Annotated in this window: 16 protein-coding genes; 5 read left to right on the forward strand and 11 right to left on the reverse strand. The window is 66.2% G+C overall.

What is annotated here, in order from left to right; genetic code table 11:
- Positions 1 to 13 precede the first annotated feature (13 nt).
- From E0E39_RS07850 to E0E39_RS07860, 3 genes are all read right to left on the reverse strand, one after another.
- Positions 14 to 2,740 (reverse strand): FAD-binding and (Fe-S)-binding domain-containing protein, encoded by a 2,727-nt coding sequence (locus tag E0E39_RS07850; RefSeq protein ID WP_130874244.1) that lies wholly within the window; start codon positions 2,738 to 2,740, stop codon positions 14 to 16.
- Positions 2,741 to 2,827: 87 nt separating this feature from the next.
- Positions 2,828 to 3,766, reverse strand: coding sequence for a carbohydrate kinase family protein (locus tag E0E39_RS07855; protein WP_130874245.1), 939 nt, complete (start codon positions 3,764 to 3,766; stop codon positions 2,828 to 2,830).
- A gap of 20 nt (positions 3,767 to 3,786) precedes the next feature.
- Entirely contained in the window at positions 3,787 to 4,725 is a 939-nt protein-coding gene (locus tag E0E39_RS07860; RefSeq protein WP_165444687.1) for a DUF4192 family protein, read from the reverse strand.
- 93 nt (positions 4,726 to 4,818) lie between these two features.
- Between E0E39_RS07860 and E0E39_RS07865 the strand changes: the two genes are divergently transcribed.
- Positions 4,819 to 5,436 (forward strand): hypothetical protein, encoded by a 618-nt coding sequence (locus E0E39_RS07865; protein WP_130874247.1) that lies wholly within the window; start codon positions 4,819 to 4,821, stop codon positions 5,434 to 5,436.
- Here the strand turns inward: E0E39_RS07865 and E0E39_RS07870 are convergent.
- From E0E39_RS07870 to E0E39_RS07895, 6 genes are all read right to left on the reverse strand, one after another.
- Complete coding sequence (locus E0E39_RS07870) at positions 5,426 to 6,358, reverse strand: DMT family protein (RefSeq protein WP_130874248.1); 933 nt, start codon at positions 6,356 to 6,358, stop codon at positions 5,426 to 5,428. The genes E0E39_RS07865 and E0E39_RS07870 overlap by 11 nt on opposite strands.
- Before the next feature lie 104 nt (positions 6,359 to 6,462).
- The gene (locus tag E0E39_RS07875) at positions 6,463 to 7,365 is read right to left on the reverse strand and encodes a L,D-transpeptidase family protein (RefSeq protein WP_245988235.1); all 903 of its coding nucleotides are present in this window, start codon (positions 7,363 to 7,365) and stop codon (positions 6,463 to 6,465) included.
- A gap of 272 nt (positions 7,366 to 7,637) precedes the next feature.
- The gene (locus E0E39_RS07880) at positions 7,638 to 8,267 is read right to left on the reverse strand and encodes a M48 family metallopeptidase (RefSeq protein WP_165444688.1); all 630 of its coding nucleotides are present in this window, start codon (positions 8,265 to 8,267) and stop codon (positions 7,638 to 7,640) included.
- 81 nt (positions 8,268 to 8,348) lie between these two features.
- Complete coding sequence (locus E0E39_RS07885; protein WP_130874251.1) at positions 8,349 to 9,098, reverse strand: ABC transporter permease; 750 nt, start codon at positions 9,096 to 9,098, stop codon at positions 8,349 to 8,351.
- Positions 9,099 to 9,128: 30 nt separating this feature from the next.
- Positions 9,129 to 11,708, reverse strand: coding sequence for an AAA family ATPase (locus tag E0E39_RS07890; RefSeq protein WP_130874252.1), 2,580 nt, complete (start codon positions 11,706 to 11,708; stop codon positions 9,129 to 9,131).
- Entirely contained in the window at positions 11,705 to 12,820 is a 1,116-nt protein-coding gene (locus E0E39_RS07895) for a metallophosphoesterase family protein (protein WP_130874253.1), read from the reverse strand. The genes E0E39_RS07890 and E0E39_RS07895 overlap by 4 nt, the downstream gene beginning before the upstream one ends.
- A 105-nt stretch (positions 12,821 to 12,925) precedes the next feature.
- Between E0E39_RS07895 and E0E39_RS07900 the strand changes: the two genes are divergently transcribed.
- The 4 genes from E0E39_RS07900 to E0E39_RS07915 are packed head-to-tail and all read left to right on the forward strand — an operon-like array spanning position 12,926 to position 15,684.
- Positions 12,926 to 13,273: an ArsR/SmtB family transcription factor gene (locus E0E39_RS07900; RefSeq protein WP_130874254.1), complete on the forward strand. Its 348-nt coding sequence runs from the start codon at positions 12,926 to 12,928 to the stop codon at positions 13,271 to 13,273.
- Positions 13,273 to 14,469, forward strand: coding sequence for an MFS transporter (locus E0E39_RS07905; protein WP_130874255.1), 1,197 nt, complete (start codon positions 13,273 to 13,275; stop codon positions 14,467 to 14,469). The genes E0E39_RS07900 and E0E39_RS07905 overlap by 1 nt, the downstream gene beginning before the upstream one ends.
- Before the next feature lie 42 nt (positions 14,470 to 14,511).
- Complete coding sequence (locus E0E39_RS07910) at positions 14,512 to 15,315, forward strand: class I SAM-dependent methyltransferase (RefSeq protein ID WP_165444689.1); 804 nt, start codon at positions 14,512 to 14,514, stop codon at positions 15,313 to 15,315.
- Positions 15,316 to 15,330: 15 nt separating this feature from the next.
- Positions 15,331 to 15,684 (forward strand): cupin domain-containing protein, encoded by a 354-nt coding sequence (locus E0E39_RS07915; RefSeq protein WP_130874257.1) that lies wholly within the window; start codon positions 15,331 to 15,333, stop codon positions 15,682 to 15,684.
- A 7-nt stretch (positions 15,685 to 15,691) separates the two neighbouring features.
- Here the strand turns inward: E0E39_RS07915 and E0E39_RS07920 are convergent, their stop codons facing one another.
- Together E0E39_RS07920 and E0E39_RS07925 are read right to left on the reverse strand one after the other, a co-directional pair.
- Positions 15,692 to 16,588, reverse strand: coding sequence for an alpha/beta fold hydrolase (locus tag E0E39_RS07920; RefSeq protein WP_130874258.1), 897 nt, complete (start codon positions 16,586 to 16,588; stop codon positions 15,692 to 15,694).
- Positions 16,589 to 16,628: 40 nt separating this feature from the next.
- On the reverse strand, positions 16,629 to 17,210 hold the full coding sequence (locus tag E0E39_RS07925) for a TetR/AcrR family transcriptional regulator (RefSeq protein ID WP_207302451.1): 582 nt from the start codon (positions 17,208 to 17,210) through the stop codon (positions 16,629 to 16,631).
- Positions 17,211 to 17,290: the final 80 nt, after the last annotated feature.

Consider the following 17,290-nt stretch of genomic DNA (forward strand, 5'->3'; position numbering starts at 1 on the left):
CCCGGCGCCGGGTTCAGGGACGCGTGGCCTGCTCCACGAGTTCGAGGATGTGGACGTAGGGTTTGCCCGTCGCCCTACCGATGCCGATCTCGCAGGTACGGTTGAGCGAGGCGTAGGCGTCGAAGTGGCGGGAGTTGACCTCCGCGGGCTCCCGTTTCGCGGCCGATGCGTTCAGCTCCGGGGGGGGCATTCCGCGGTCACCGGCGGAGGCGCAGCAACCCCAGTCCCGCGGGACGGAGGCCTCGTCCGCCATCGCCTCCGCCCGGCCCTTCAGCGCGTCGTTCAACCCGAGGTGGGTGGACGAACAGGTGGGGTGCAGGGCGATGGAGCCCAGGCGGTTGGTCACCGTCAGGTGCGGCAGGAGCCATTCGTGGGCGAACTTGACCACGTCGACTATCTGGACGGCCTTGAACTCCTCGCTGGAGGATTTCGACTGCATGACGTGGAAACCCTCGGTGCAGCTGGCCGCATCCACCACGATGGGAACCGGACTGCCGCCGAGACGTTCCTCGGCCCGCTTGAGCTGGGTTGCGTATCCCTTCAGGAAACCCTTCGACTTCCACGGGGTGCCGCAGCACAGGCTGCCGGTGTTCAGCGTGGTCACCGGGACCCCGGCCCGTTCGCACAGGGCGGTGAACGCCTTGGGAACCCCGCTGGCGAACATGGTCTGGATGCAGGCCGGGAGGTAGAAGGCCACCGGATCTGCCGATTCCCGGGCCTTGGGACGTTTGCCGCCCTTGGGGAGGTCCTTCGAGTACTGGGGCATGACGTCCGGGCTGATGATCTTGCGCGCCACCTTGGTGATACCCGAGGCGACCGGGGCGACGGCGTGCGCCGTGGTCATCGCGACACTGGCGCCCTTCGTGAACGGCCCCCAAGCCTTGGCGGCGGCTCCCCACACCCCGCCGAGAACACGATTGGCCTGCTCGGCGCGCAGCCTGCGCACCAGGTCGCCGGTGTTGATGTGGAGGGGGCAGACCTCCCCGCACATGCCGTCGACGGCGCAGGTCTGGATGGCGTGGTAGTCGTAGTCCTTGTCGAGGTCCTTCAGGAGCTGCTCGTCGGGCTGGTTGGAGGCCAGCTCCCGGCGCAGCGCTATCCGCTGTCGCGGCGTGAGGGTGAGTTCGCGAGAGGGACAGACGGGTTCGCAGAAACCGCACTCCACGCAGCGGTTCACCTCCTCCTCGACGCTGGGCACCAGCTTGAGGTTCTTCAGGTAGCCCTGCGGGTCGTCGGTCAGCACCACACCCGGGTTCAGGATGCCCGCCGGGTCGAACAGGCGTTTGATCTCACACATCACCTGGTGAAGCTCGTCCCCGTATTGGCGGGCGACGAACGGAGCCATGATGCGCCCGGTGCCGTGCTCGGCCTTGAGATTCCCGCCGTGCCCGATCACCAGGTCGACCATGTCCTCGGTGAAGTGGATGTAGCGCTCCATGCATGCCGGATCCGTGAAGTCCTCGTTGAGCATGAAGTGGACGTTGCCGTCCTTGGCGTGACCGAAGATGACGGAGTTCTCGTACCGGTGCTGCCCGAACAGCTTGATGAGCTCGGTGCAGGTGTCCAGCAGCGTCGGCACGGGTACCACTATGTCCTCGAGCAGGGCGGTCGCGCCGGGGTTGCGATGTCCGGCGACCGTGGTGTAAAGGCCCTTGCGGATGTGCCACAGCCGGGCCCGGGTGGGTCCGTGACTGGTGGCCTGGGTGGGGCTCGTCAGCGGCAAGGAGGCCAGTAGCGGCGCCACGGCCTCGATCTTGTCCTCGACCCCCGCGGCGGTGGCGTCCTGGAGTTCCAGCAGCAGTGCGGCCTGACCGGTCACGTCCAGTTCCAGGATCTCGGGGGTGGCCTCGGGAAGCGTCTGCGCCACCCTGAGCGACTGCGCATCCATCAGCTCGACGGCCGCGAAACCGGCGGCCACCAGATCGGGAAGCGCGGCCGTGGCCTCCCGGAGGGTCGGGAAGATGGCCAGGGCCGAGGCCGCGTGGGGCGCCACCGGAATGGTTCGGAAGGTGGCGGAGGCCACGAACCCGAGGGTTCCCTCGGATCCGATCATCAGGTGCCTGGCGATCTCGAGGGGGGTCTCGAAGTCCAGCAGGGAGTTGATCCCGTAACCCATGGTGTTCTTCATCGCGAACTGGCGGCGAATGATGTTCACCGAGTCCGGGTTGTCCAGGATTCGCTGACGCAGCCTCATCAGCCCCGCGACAAGTTCGGGTTCGGCCTCGGCGAACTGCCGGGCGGCGTCCGGATCGGCCGTGTCGATCCGGGTACCGGAGGCCAGGACGAACTCCAGCGAATCCAGGGTTGCGTACGAGTTCTCGGTGGTGCCGCACTGCATACCGGAGGAATTGTTGGCGACCATGCCGCCGATGGTGCAGGCGATCTCGCTTGCCGGGTCGGGGCCGAGTTTGTATCCGTACCGGGCCAGACGGGCGTTGACGGCGCGAATGGTCTCCCCCGGGGAGACCTTCACGCGACGTCCCTCGTCGAGGACCTGGATCCCGCGGAACCCGCGGCGCGAATCGACGAGGATGCCGTCGCCGGCGGACTGCCCGGACAGACTGGAACCGCCGGCCCGGAAGGTCAGCGGGGAACCCTCATGACGGGCGTGGGCGAACAGGTCCAGTATGTCGTTGACGCTCTGGGGCCTCGATATCTGCACCGGGGTGAAGGCATAATGAGAGGCGTCGTGCGCCATAGCGAGACGATCTATCGCTTTGGAAGAAAGCATCGTTGCCATGCCTCAAAGCCTAATCTCCTTTGGCGCACACGACGGCAGGAATTAGGTTCACCTAACCAATCTCATTGCGATTAAAGATAGGTTTATCTATTCAATTTTCTTCTTCGGCGAGGAGAGGAACGCCTCCAGTTCGGCGCGGGTCGGGGGATTCGCTCCTTGCTTGGTGCAGACCAACGCGGATGCCCCTGCTCCCCAGCGAAGGGCCCGCTCGACATCGTCCGGACGCCTGGCGTAGGAGGCCAGGAATCCCGACATGAAGGTGTCCCCGGCCCCGACCGTGTCCGCCAGCTCGATGGCGTGACCCGGAACGCGGAACTGTCTCCCGTCCGGCTTGATGGCGACGGCGCCATCGGGACCGAGCGTGACGATGCACAGGGCAAGACCGTACTCGATGCACCATGCCTCCGCGTAGGGCAGCGGGTCCGGGTCATCCACGAGCCAGCAGATGTCCTCGTCGCTGGCCTTGACTATGCCGCCGCCGGCCCCGACGGCTGCTATCAGCTGTTCGACGCGCTGGAAGTACTCCACGCGGTCGGACAGCACGGTTGGGCGTACGTTGATGTCGTAGCTGAGCGAGGCCGGGGTGGAGCGCACGAAATTCAGGACGGCCCGCGCCCCCGGCCCGGAAATGGTTCCGATGGATCCGAAGTGCAGCCAGTCATTCTCCCTGAGCTCGGGGAACTCCCCCGCCCGCCAACCGAAGTTCGACGTGTCCTGGAAATGGAAGGTGTAGGACGCCCTTCCCTCGGCGTCGAGCGAGACGACCGCGACCGACGTGGGTTCCCCTGCCCTGATCGCCAGATCGGTCGCGACACCGTTGTCCTGGAGGTAACGCTCGAGTTGACGTCCGAAGGCGTCACCTCCCAACCGCCCCAGGAAGTGGCTGTCCTCCCCGAGCCTCGCAAGCCCGAGTGCAGTGTTCATTGGGCCGCCACCGCACAGCGCCGACCAGTGGGTCTCGGCCGCGGAAACCTGTTCTCTTGGCAGTAGGTCGATGAGAGCTTCTCCGCAAACAACGAAACGCATGTCCTTACTCTAGTGGTCCTTCAGTCCGCTGGGAAGGAATCCGGTGGGAAGGGAATGGGAGGTTTGATGGCCAGAGCTCTCAACCCTCGCAGCAACGGCAGAAGACGGTGTCGCGGAACCAGTTCCTCCAGTTGTTCCAAACATTCCGTCTGTTGTGCTCCCTGGTTGTCGTACCAGCAGATCAAGGACAGCAACGCGAGTACTTCGGAAACCTGCGCATCGCTGCACATGCGCCTGGCATACGCGATCCTGGGGCGCAATCTGGCTGCACTTTCGCGATCGAGACGCGCCACCACCTCCCCTGCCAGCTCGGGGTCACCCACAAGGACCGCCAGCTGCGCTCCCTCGATGGGAAGCATCGGTTCCCCACCATCCAGCAACTTCTCCATCAGTTCCCTACGTTGCCCTCGTCCAAGCCCAGCAATGTACTCGAGGGCCGAATCCGTGAGGAACTCCGCTTCCACGGGTTCCACGGAGGGGCGCACCTCCGCGATCACTTCCGACCGGTTCAGGGCTACTGCAATCCCCAGGTAGACGGCTTCAGCGGAAAGTGTCGTTGCCGTGGGGTCCCACGCACATCCCTCGGGAGGCACCAGGCCCATGGGGGTGACGACCCAGTAACGATCCGAGGTGGCCATGAGCACATCTGTCACCCTGCCCCTGATCTCCAAGGCGAGACGGATCAGTCGTTCGCTGTTCTCGTCCGGGTTCGCCGTGTATCCGAGGATCACAAAACTGCTGGTTCCCACGGCCTGCGCCGCGGCATCAACCTGATTGATCAGAGCAGCTCCACCGTCATCGAGCCAGTCGAGGTCCGCACGCACGCAGAACTCCACATGGTTCTCCGAGATCCCCAGTACCACGCAGGACTCCGTCGGGCGGAATCCGAGACAGATTCCGGGTATGCAGAGGAGGTCCTCATCGGTGGAGCTGTGCAGGATGGCGTCAGAAGTGTTCACACCACCGTTGTGGGAGGCTGCCAACCGAATCGTCCGCTTTCACGGGAACCGCAGCAATTGTTGACAAGATCGACAGGTATGGTGTGAGCCACCATGAACGTTCCACAGTGGCAGAACCCCTCTCAGCAGAATCCCCCCTCCCGACAGGGGCGAGATCCACGGTTGCCCTTCGGCGCCCCCGCCTCCAACGCCGCGAGTGCTCCCACACGGATCGAGGCCTACCAGCAGCCACGAGGCGGAGCAGTACGCAGTGTGCTGATCGGGGTCGTGGCCCTCGCTGTGGTCGCTGCCGTCCTGCTGGGGTTGCAAATCCTCGGATCCAGCCAGGAAGGGGCCACCGGAGGCCCCTCTGCCTTGTCCCCGTCTACAGACATGTCATCGTTGGGCGCGGGAAAAACCCAAGCACCCTTCGAGGGGAACGGCGGAGGAACCTTTGAGCTTCTCTCCTCCACCTGGACCAGCGACAATGCCGCCGAGGTCCAGGTCCGTATCACCTTGAACGAGGGTTCTGCTTCCTTCGACATCTACCTGCTGTCGCGCAAGACCACGAAGAGCTACCAACCGACAAACAACCCATCCATGCGGGTCAGCTCCGGACAGCCCGCGGAAATCACCCTCAAGTTCGCGGCACCGAAGGAGATGAGCACCCTCATTCTCTCGGCCGAGAACGGGAGCGGTCGGGGCCTGGCCGCACTGGAGATCACCCCTTGACCACGGCACTGGATTCCCTCGCCGCCTTCTCGCGTTCCGCGAGGGTGTCAGGGTGATCCTTGGAGAGCATCACCACTCCGTACACTGCCACCGCACCGGAGACGATCATGCCAACGGATGGTCCAATACCCATTCCGGAGCCTTCGCCGAGGACGAACAGTCCGAACAGCACGGCGACGAAGGGATCCACCGTGGTCATGGTGCCCACCGTGATCTCCGCGGGACCGGATGCGTAACCCTGCTGGATCATCCAGGCCCCCAGGCCGTAGCAGGCGAGCATGTACCCGATGACCACCAGGGTGGTGGGGTGCAACAGGTGGAACTCCCCGGACTGGACCATGTTCATGGCCGCCTTCATCATGCCGGAGGCAAGGCCGTAGAAGATCGCCCCGACCGATGACCACATCATCGCCTTGGCCCACGGGGCGGCCTTCTTGGCCGCGAAGAAGGAGAGCACCGCGCAGCTCACGCAAACCGCGATGAAGGACCATGTGATCGGCATGAAACCGAACTGTTTCTCGCCGTTCGCGAACAACGACGAGAACACGGTGAACCCGACCACGCCGATCACGGTCACCAGGACGGCGCGCCACACCCGGAAGGGGATCCGGTGGCCGTGGATCCGGGAACTCAGGATCACCGACCACGGAACCGCCAGGATTCCGACCGGCTGGACGACCGCCACGGGGGCCATGGTCAACGCCCACAGGTGCAGACCGGCCCCGGAGAGCACGCAGAGCAGGCCGAGCAACCATTTGGGAATCAGGAGCAGCCTCAGCATCCCCGTCAGCGTGAGACGGTTGGAAGACGCCGTTGCGTCAGGATCGAACGTGGACTTCACACCCAAGTGCTGCAGGGTCGCCCCGCTGGCGAACATAAAAGACGAGATCACCTGCAACGTGATGGCAAGAGTAATGCCCACGCGCGTCACCTTTCACTAGTTGGCAAGGACTGCAAGAGCCACCCTAGTGGGTGATTGACGCCGAACCATCAGACCCGGGGCCGACTCACCCCGGGGTGCGGGGGTCAGTCGGTGTAAACCACGACCTTGTCCCCAGGCTGCACCTGATCGAACAGTGATGCGATGGCTCCCTTGTCGCGCACGTTGACGCAGCCGTGGGAGGCCCCGTTGTAACCGTTCTTGGCGAAGTCGGCGGAGTAGTGGACGGCCTGGCCTCCCGAGAAGAACATGGCATAGGGCATGGGGGTGTGGTAGATCGTCGAGACGTGGTCACGAGACTTCCATCCCACGGAGAAGACCCCGTTGCGGGTGGGGGTCTCATCCGAGCCGAACCGTACGGCGAGCGTCATCTGAACCCGACCATCGATCACCCAAGCGAGTTTTCGTTGCGCCTTCGAGATGCACAGCACCCGGCCCTGCAGGCAGCGGTCGTCGAGCGTCATCCCGTTTTCCTCGGGCTTCTGAGTGGGTTTGACGTTGTTCATCTCGTCCTGGGTGGGTTTGCGGGTCATGGAATTGATCCGGTCCAGCGTCCGCTGATCCACCTCACCCGTGACGGGGAGCTGTCGCTTGCCCTGGAACCCCTTCACGGATTCGGCAGTGGCGTCGTCGTATTCACCGTTGACGTCCGGCCCGTACCAGCCGATCTGCTTCAGCCGGGCCTGGAGTTCCTTGACGTTGTCCCCCTTGTCACCTTTCGCCATCAAGGTGGGCCCGGGCTTCAGGACGTTGTTCATCTCGTCCTCGGTGGGCTGTCGGGTCATCGAGTTCAGGTTGTCCATCGTCACCTGATCCACGAAACCGAGAACAGGAAGGCCACGCTTGGCCTGAAAACCTTCTACACCGAGTCTGGTCTTGTCGTCGAAGTCCCCTGAGATCTTTCCCTCGAACCATCCGATCTGAAGAAGCCGGTGCTGAAGTTCCCGGACCCTGTCACCGCTGTCACCCGGGGAGAGCAGGGCGGCCACGGATGCCGTTGTCTCCGGTGTGGGGCTGGGGACCTCACTGGGCTCAGCCGATGCGGAACTCGGTTCCGCCGATCCGGGGGCGACGGAACTGCTTGAAACCTCACGCGGAGAGTCGCTCGGGCCGGTGCTCGCAGGGACCTCCTGAGTACATCCTGAAAGGAAAAGAAGCGAAATCACAGGAACGACTGCAAAACGTCTCACCACCGGGCTCCTGATTGACATCGGGCTCATTGCCCCACCTTTGCTAACGGAAATCATGGTACAGCATGGACTCAGATCGTGTAGGTGCCGAGACGTTTTCGTCTCTCGACGTGATCCGGGAGGGCCGCCGCCACCAGGGACCAGAACCCCTGACCGTGGTCGGCATGTTTCAGGTGAGCCAGTTCGTGCACGACCACGTACTCGAGGGCTGCGACGGGGAACCTCACCAGAGCCGTGTTGAGGGTGATCGCCCCGGTCCGGTGATTGCAGGAACCCCACCTGGTGCGCATGGCGCGATATCGCACCGCGGCTGGCCGCGGCACCCCCATGACGGCCACCCACGAGTCGAGCAGCGGCCGGGAAACACGTTCCACCTCACGGCGCCGAAACCTGGCGATGGCGCGTTCCCTGGCAGCATCGTCGCTGCCCGCGATGATCAGCCGGTGGCCTGCGACCCAGGCGCGGGCCCGGCCTCCTTGCCTGTGCTCCACGTCGCACCAGCCACCCCACAGCCTGGCCCTTCCCCCATCCTCGAACCGATCCGCTTCGAGACCCGCGCCTCGTAGCTCATCACGCTTCCGGTCTATCCAGGGCCGCTGCTCCCGGACGAAACGACTTATCCGCTCCGGTGGAACGCCGAGCGGTGCCGAAACCCTCACCTCTCCCTCGGGCGGAACGATCCTCAGGCGAATGTTCCTCATCCGTTTCCAGGTTGTCAACACCGAGATATCGTCCACCTGGAGCACGCGACTTTCCACCATGATCGAAACTCGCTTCCATTATCAAAATTCTTGTGGGGTGGGCAGCACGGGGCTGCGTCCGCTCAGGGTCGAGAACAACGTCCCCGTCACGGCGGCGCTGACGAGAATGGCGGAGAGCATGGTCAACTGGAACATCGCTGCCTCGACGGGGCTGGAACCCCCGAACAGCGCACCGATGAAAGCCCCTGGCAGGGTGACCAGGCCCGTGTTGCGGGTCTGATCGATGTTCGGCAGCAGGGACTCCCTCACCGAGCTGCGCCGGAGCCAGGCGGTCGACTGGGACGGGGTGGCGCCCAGGGCCAGCCAGCCCTCCACCTCTCCCCGGTGGGCGTCGAGATCGGCCCGGATCCTGCGCGAGGTCAGGGTGACTATGTTCATGGAGTTGCCGATGACACTCCCCGCAATGGCCACGACGTGCTGGGGCGTGGGTGAGATCAGCCCCACCAGGAGGGTCAGGAGCAGGGATGACAATCCTCCCGCCACGACTGCGATCACAGCATTGCGCCTCCCGCCGGGAAGCCCCTCGGCCCTGGAGGCTCCCGTCCAGGAAGCGGTGGAAAGCATCAACGCGATGAACCCCAGTACCAGCCAGGGCCACTGGTTGACGCCGCTCAGCAGCACGGAGATCGCAGCCAGCTGTACCGCCGCCCGCAGGACCGCCGTGAGCGGCAACCAACGCAGCGTCACTCCGTGCAGCCGCAACAGGAGAATCGCCGTGGCGACGAGCGCCAGAATCCCACCGCCGAACCGCAGCCAGTCCCACACACTCACACCCGGACTGTACCGCCGCTCATCTCTGGGTCAGAGGCGTATCACGTGCGCACCCCCGATGTGGTCGAAACGTTCCGGCTGGCAGGTGAGGATGATCGTCTGGAGGCCCTTCCCGACGCGGTTCAGGACCGCTCCCAGACGAGCCAGGCGATCGGGGTCGGCGAACCCGAGGGCGTCATCAATGATCAGGGGCACTCCCTCACCGGGTTGGACGAGCTGCGCGCAGGCCAGCCTGCCGAGCAGGGAGAGCTGCTCGCGGGCACCGCTGGACAACGATTGGAAGGGCACCGTCTCACCCACCAGGGTGCGGGATGCGATGTTGAGCTCCGGGGTCACCTCGACCGCCAGGTCCGGACCGAAGACGAGCCGCCCCAGGGATTCGATGCGCTCCCGGAACGGGGCGACGTAGCGCAGCTGGGCCTCGGCACGGTGACGGTTCAGTGTCTCCCTGAGCAGGTTCACCGCATCGGCCGCCCGCTGCCGGGAGGCCTGCCGCGCCTCCGCCTGTTCCAGCCGGGCGCGGGCCTCGGACAGCCTGTCGTAGGTGCCCCCGGCCAGCCGGTCGTCGAGCAGCGTGGAGAGCCTGGTCAGTTCCTCGTCCAGGTCCCTGCGCTCCTTCGTCAATCGGGTCACCACCGCGCGGGCGTTCCCGAGGCGGGCGTCCAGGCCGGCGGCATCGGCGAGCTCCAGTTCCTCATTCACTGCATCCTGTTCGGCGACGCATTTCTCGAGGGCGGCGGTGGTCTCGGTCACGGCCTCCCGGATCCGTTCATCCGGGGTACCGGCCCGTGCGGCCTCCAGGCTGGTCGAGGCGTCATCCCTGCGGGCCTCGAGGCTGCGCAGCTCGGCCTCCTCACGGATCAGGTCCTCCCGCGCCTCCTGCTGAGTGACCCGTGCGGATTCCAGCGCCACGCGCGCGCCGGCCGTCCGGGCCGCGGCCGCCTCGACGGCCGCGGCGATCCCGGAACGCTCCTCCTCCGCGCCGGCCAGTCCCCCGGCATCCACGTTCCCCACGGATTCGGCCAGCGCCTCGGCGCGGGCCCGCAGCTCGGCGTCGTTCTCGTCCCCGAGGATCATCCGGATAGTCTCGCTGGCCGCATCCCGCTCCCGCCCGGCCCGGTCGTTCTCCCCCGCCATCACCCGGGCCGCGGCGACGTCGGGAACACCGTGGCCCGCCAGCGCCTCGGCCAAGGCCTTCTCGGCCTCGCGGGCCTTGCGTTCCACGTCGTCGGTCCCGTCGCCGGGAGAAACCGTGATCCTCGCATGGCCGGGGATCTCGACGGCAACAGGGGTCTTGACCGGGATCGGGCCGTGGGTTCCGGGTTCAAGAGCTTCCCCTTCCAAGAGCGTCATGCCCGTCACCTCGACGATGATCCCGGCGGCCCTGGCCTCCCAGGTCTCCCGGGTGATCCGCGCGGTGACCTCGAGTTTTTCCAGCATGCGGCAGGTCTCGTCGTCGATGGTGTTGATGTTCAGCACGGTCGCCGCTCCATGCAGCCGTCGTTCTGCTTCCGTGAGGCCTTCCAGCCGCTCTTTGAGGGCTTCGAACTCCGCCAAGTCACGGGCCTGCCGGACACGGTTGTCGATCTCGCGCAGCCGCGCCCGGAGGGTTTCTTCTTCCTCCTCTGCGCCACGCGCCTCCTCGACGCAGGACGCCAAGGCATCCTGCGCGCTGCTCGCGCGTTGCCGTGTCCGTTCGGTTGCGGCCAGGGTCTCCGCGAGGGTGGCGTCGAGTTCTCGGACCCGGGCCCTGGCATCCTCCCGTTCGCGGGCCTGCTTCTCAGCGGTCTCCCGGGCCGCCTTGGCTTCCGCAACCTGCGCGGCCGCCCGGTCCGCGCGCCGGCGGAGTTCGTCGAGGGTCCTGCTCTCCTCGACGAGTTCTGCCTCCTGCAGGTGCGCCTGCTCCAGTCGTTTTCCCTTGGCGTCACGAGCGGCGACTGCCTTTTCGTGTTTCTCGGTCAGGGACTCGATCTCCCGGCTCGCCTCCTCGAGGACGCACACCTGCTCGGTCAGGATCTCCAGGTTCTTCTGTCCTTGGGCGTAGTCCCCGGTCGGTTTGCCCGTGGGAGTGAAGTACCTGAGGTATTCCCTCTCGACGACCTCCAGGAGGGCGTCGTGCTCCTCGGTCGAGGGGCCGACCCCGTCCAACGCCCTGCGAAGCGCGGGCAGCCGGGCCAGGCTGGCCTGCCCCAAGGAGTCACCCTGCACCACCTCGAGGGCCTCGAAGAGTCCGCCGTCCGTGGTCTCCGCGATGATCTGAAGGAAACGCTCGTGAGCCTCGTCCCCGCTCAGGTTCTCGTGGTGCGGCGCGGTGATGTTCAGTTCGGTCTTCCTCCCCTTGAGCCATCGCTTGCAGTAAACGAGACGGTATTCGCCGGTGCTGAGCTCCACCTCGGCCTCGGGGCCGACATCCCGTCCCACCGGCTGGGTGTCACGCACCTCCTTCCGGCTCGTGCCGGCCTTGTGGAGACGTAGGTGCCGCAACGCCTCGACCAGGGTGGACTTTCCCACCTCGTTGCGGCCCTCGATCACGGTGACCCCGTCACGGAGCTCCAAGGTGCGTTCCCCGGTACCACGGTAGTTCCGCAGGGTGATCCGGTGGATCCTCATGACGGGCCCCCTGCAAGCCGGTGGAGCAGGGACAGGGCGTCCCGTGCGGTGGCGCTCCCGGCACCCAGCCCGACCAGTTCCTGCAGGGCATCGGATGCGAAACCGGTCAGCCCCAGGTCCGTGAAGTCGTGGTCATCGGGGAGGACCACGAGATCGGTGTGGCGGTTCCACGTGTCGAGCCCGGCGAACAGGGTCCCCAGTTCGGCGAGTTCTTCATCGAATCGCGCGGATTCCGTGACCGACAGGGTGCCGCGCAGTTTCAGCCAGACCACGGTGCGTTCCTTGTGGGGCAGGTCCCGCAGGCGGGCGATCAGCCGCTTCACGTCGGCGTGGGAGGAGAGGTCCTCCTCCAGCACGGTGAAACTCCACCGCCCGGTGCGGATCGCCTCCACCCGCGGTGAACCGCCGGAGATCTCCACGAGCAGGACGTTACCGGGGTCGGTCTCGCGGCGGGCGGTCACCTCCGGGGTACCCGGATACCAGATCCCGGGCGCCACCTCGGTGAGGGAATGTCTGTCTCCCAGAACGGCGAAGTGAATCAGGCCCTCGCTGATCCTTGCGGCCAGGGCCGCGTCGTCGATGGCGGCCAGCGATTCCCGGTCCGGGTTGAGACAGGCCACCGCGCCATGTCCCACCAGGACACGGACCACTCCCTCGGCAGGGGGCCGCAGAGCGGCGCAGGCCTCGGCCACGAGATCGGTCTCCGGACGTTTCGAGAACCAAGGGGCCGCCACAACCTCGGCCCCGGGCACCAGCTCGATGGGCTCCGAGCTCTCCGCGACGACGACGTGGGAGGGGCACCTGTCCACGAAAGCCCGGGACCGGTAGATGGAGGAAGCGTCCAGGGGATCATGATTGCCGGGTACCAGCAGCACCGGCACCGGGCATGCGCGCAGGGCCTCGAACGCCCGGAGGAGGATCGCGCGATCGAGCTGGTTCGACTCGAACACGTCACCACCGACCACCACGAAACCGGCATCGCGACGTGCGGCCAGTCGCCCGATCTCGGCCACGGCGTCGAGCCGGGCCTGGTGGAACCGCGCACGGGCGTCGTCCTCCAGGAAATGGGCGGCCATTCCCAGTTGCCAGTCGGCGGTTGCGATGAACCTCATCGGTTCTCCCTTCGTCGCACCTCAGGTATATCAGCCACCGCCCACAAAACTCCCGAGACCCGGGACGCCATTGACCCAGATACCTGCGCATGTAATCATCTGCATATGAATGCAGATAACTCCTTCCTCGGTTTCCCCGACCCGGAGTACATCGAACTCGCCGTGGCGGTCTTCTCGATGCTGGCCGAGCCGACGAGGGTGCGTATCATCCTGGCGCTGCGGGATCGCGAACTCTCCGTCGGGCAGATCGCCGAGGCCGTAGGGAAGGCTCCCGCCGCCGTTTCCCAGCATCTCGCCAAGCTGCGGTTGGCCCGCATCGTCGCCAGCCGCCAGGAGGGGCAGCGCATCTTTTACAGCCTCACGAACGAGCATGCCCGCCAGCTGGTGACCGACGCCCTGTTCCAGGCCGAACACGCCGTTGACGAGAATCCGGCGCACCACGGGAGGCCGTGATGTTGGCCGCACTGCACAATCGCACCTATGCGCGTTTGTTCGCCGCGCAGGTGCTGGCCCTGATCGGAACGGGGTTGCTGACAGTTGCCCTCGGCCTGCTGGCCGTCGATGTCGCGGGAAACGAGGCCGGGATCGTCATGGGCACCGCCCTGACGATCCGCATCGCCGCTTTCGTGACGATCTCGCCGGTGATGTCGGCCCTGGTGAACCGGCTGCCCCGGACCACGGTGCTGGTCGGTTCCGATGCGGTGCGCGCAACCATGGCGCTGTGCCTGCCCTTCGTCACGGAACCCTGGCAGATCTACCTGTTGATCTTCGGCCTGCAGGCGGCCTCCGCCACCTTCACGCCGGCCTTCCAGGCCACCATTCCGCAGGTCCTGCCGGATGAGGACGAGTACACGGCGGCGTTGTCGCTGTCGCGGCTGGCCTACGACCTGGAGTCGTTGCTCTCCCCCGCCCTGGCGGCCGTTCTGTTGAGCGTGATGAGCTACCACACCCTGTTCGCGGGTACCGTGTTCGGTTTCATCGCCTCGATCGCGCTGGTGCTCTGGGCGCGCCCACCCGCCCCGGTGCCCGATACCCAGTCGCCCTTCCGGGACCGGCTGACCCGCGGTGCGCGCATCTTCCTGCGCACCCCGGACCTGCGTGCCCTGCTGGTGCTCAACCTGGTGGTCGCCTGCGGCATAGCGATGGTCCTGGTCAACACCGCCGTGCTGGTGAAGACCCGGCTGGGTGGCGACGACTCCGGGGTGGCATGGTTGCTGGCCGCCTACGGCGCCGGGTCGATGCTGGTGGCGCTGGTCCTGCCCCGGACCCTCAAACGGCTTGTGGACCTTTCCGTGATGAGAAGCGGGGCCGTTCTGCTTCCCGTGGGCCTGGTGCTGGCCGCCGCGGCCATCCACATGCCGCCGGGAACGATCCGCTGGGTGGCGCTGGGGCTCGTCTGGTTCCTGCTGGGGGCCGCCACGTCGCTGATCGCGACGCCTTCGTCGCGCCTGCTCCGCCGCTCGGCCGAGGCGCAGGACCAGCCGGCCGTGTTCGCGGCGCAGTTCTCCCTGAGCCATGCCTGTTATCTGATCGCATACCCGGCCGCCGGCTGGCTGGGGGCGTGGCTGAGCCTGCCCGCCATCTCGCTCCTGCTGGCCGTCGTGGCCGCCGCGGCGGCCGTGGCCTCCTGGCCGCTGGCCCGCCCCTGAACCCCCTGGGAATTGCTTTTTGGCAATGCTAATCTTGCACAAGTGAGCACAGGTTCCGAATCGCTTCCCTTCGCAAATCGGCCGACCGAGACGGCTCCGGGGCACTGGGTACTGGCCCGCGCGGGCAAGCGGGTGCTGCGGCCCGGGGGATTGGGACTGACCCGCGCCATGCTCGGACGCTGCTCCCTCGGTGACAAAGACGTGGTCGAGTTGGCTCCCGGGCTCGGGCGCACCGCGAAGGAAATTCTCGCGGCGGCCCCCAAGTCGTACACGGGAGTTGACAGCGACGCCACGGCCGTGGCGCGCGTCAACGAGGTGGTAAGGTCAGCGGGCGGTTCCTGCCGCCAGGGCGATGCCGCGAAAACCGGGCTCGACGACGCCTGCGCGGACGCCGTGATCGGCGAGGCCATGCTCACGATGCAGAGCCCGCGCGGCAAGGCGGAGATCGTCGCCGAGGTGGCCCGGATCCTGCGACCCGGCGGTATTTACGCGATCCACGAGCTGGGGCTGACGCCGGACGACATCGACCCGGAGATCGGCTCGGAGATCTCGAAGGCACTCGCCAGATCCATCCACGTCAATGCCCGGCCCATGACCCTGGCTCAGTGGAGCGAGTTGCTGACCGACCACGGATTGGTCGTCGAGTGGACCAGCACCGCCCCGATGGCCCTGTTGAAGCTGGGCCGCAACATCGCGGACGAGGGACTCACCGGGGTGTTGCGCATGGCGAAGAACCTGATCACCCAGCCCGATCTGCGCCGCAGGGTCATGTCGATGCGGCGGACCTTTGCCACGTACGAATCATCGATGTGCGGGGTCACGCTGGTGGCCCGTAAACCCCTTTGAAACCGGAAGGAAACAATGACCACCGATCCCGTCCTGAGCTACGTCCACGGCATGGCCCCCATGATCGAGATCAACGAGGCCGCCACCGTTTCCCGCACCATCATGAAGGCGGAGACCTGCCGCGCGGTGCTGTTCTCCTTCGACAAGGACCAGGCCCTGAGCGAGCACACCGCCGCGATGCCCGCCGTGGTCCAGGTGCTCGAGGGACGGCTCCGCATCGACGCCGACGGGCAGAGCGTCGAACTCGTCCCCGGGGACATCCTGCACTTCGGCACCCGCCTCCCCCACGCCGTCCTGGCCCTGGAGCCCAGCAAGATGCTGCTGCTGATGCTCGACCCCAACGAGAAGGGCGGCAAGAAGGAGGAGTGACCTCCGGTCAGAAAAGACCTTGGTCCTGTTCCTCCCCCGGTGCCTCATCGGGGGACCAGAACAGGAGCGAATCGGTGAAACCCGAGATCACCGAGACGAACGCCGCGGGCTGCTCCACCCACGGGTAGTGTCCGCAGTCATCGATCGCCACGAATTCGCCCCGGGCAAAAACATCGGACAACGCACGAACCGGTGAGCAGCCGACCAGGGCGTCCTCGGCTCCCGCGATGCTCAGGACGGGAACCTCGACCTGAGAGATCCGGTCGAGCAGATCGCCGGGGGTCCCGGCCTCCAGGTAGGCCAGGGCCGCCTCCAGTCGGCATTCCCCAACCCTCGAGTGGGCCTGTTCCGTCTCCCCCCAGTGGGCGTACCCCGCCGGGGCGATCGCTCGTTGCCACTGGTTGAACGTCGGTTCGTCACGGTAGGTCCTGGGACCGGTGACGACCCGCCACGCGTCGCGGAAGGCCTCTTCCTTCATGCGTCGCGCCGCGATCTCCGGCCCGTCCGGGGTGGCATGAACCAGCCAGTCGACGGCCGGGGTGATCAGCGCGAGGCCCTTGACCCGCGCGGGATTCTGCTGAAGGTATCGAATGGCGACCCGGGCGCCCGCCGAGTGGGCCAGCACCAGCTTGGGACCACCCCCGAGCGCCTGATCGAGCAGGGCAATGTCCTCGGCCTGCCCCACCCATGTGGCGCGCCCGGGATCCGGGGCGGCGGGAGATTTCCCCACTCCGCGCAGGTGCGGCAGGATCAGCCGGTTGCTCCCGCCGAGCCCGGCCAGGCCGCCCAGGTAGGCGGGGTGGCGGGCGGGCCCACCGGCCAGTACGATCACCGGATCGGCATCGGCCGGGCCGATCTCGTCGAACCACAGCTCGGTCCCGTCAGCGCCTCGGTACAAGGTCATGGGGCGACCCTACGTCCCGCTTCCCGGACGGCCAAACGCCTCAGTTCTCCCGGAACACCCGGGCCAGGGCCGACAGGCCACGGTCCATGTATTCCTCCAGGGAACTCGACGCCCCGTCCTTCTGCCAGCTCAGGGTCGCGGACAGCATCCCGTTCAACAGCGCCGCCACTATGAATCGCGCTTCCGTCTCGTCGTAGCGTCCCCCCGCCGCAACGGCCTCGACCACCCGCTCCGAGAGCTTCGTCAGGTACAGCCCGACGGCCGCCCGGATACCCTCGTGCGTCGCCCACAGTTTCGTCCTGGCCAGGGTGATGTCGCGGTCGCGGTGGAAGTGTTCCTCGATCATGCCACTCATGCCCTTGTCGAGGGCACCCAGGACCGTCGCTCCGGATTCGAGCTCCGCCAGTGTCGTCCCGAAGATCGCGTCGTCGTACTCGTCCCGGAACACGAGCCCTTCCTTGGTCCCGAAGTAGCGGTAGATGCTCGACTGCGACACGTCGGCCGCTTCGGCCACCTGTTCAATCGTGACGTTGTCGAAACCCTTCTCCTCGAACAAGGCGAAAGCCGTGTGCTGGATGTGCCGCATGGCGGCCTGTTTCTTGCGTTGTCTGAGTCCTGCCACCACACGGCCCCTTCCCCGTCCTGATCCACGATCCTGCCACAGGCCGACGCCGTGACCGTGGAGGTGTACCATCACCATAT

It is taken from the genome of [Pseudopropionibacterium] massiliense (assembly GCF_900607225.1).
Classification (GTDB): Bacteria; Actinomycetota; Actinomycetes; order Propionibacteriales; family Propionibacteriaceae; genus Arachnia; species Arachnia massiliensis.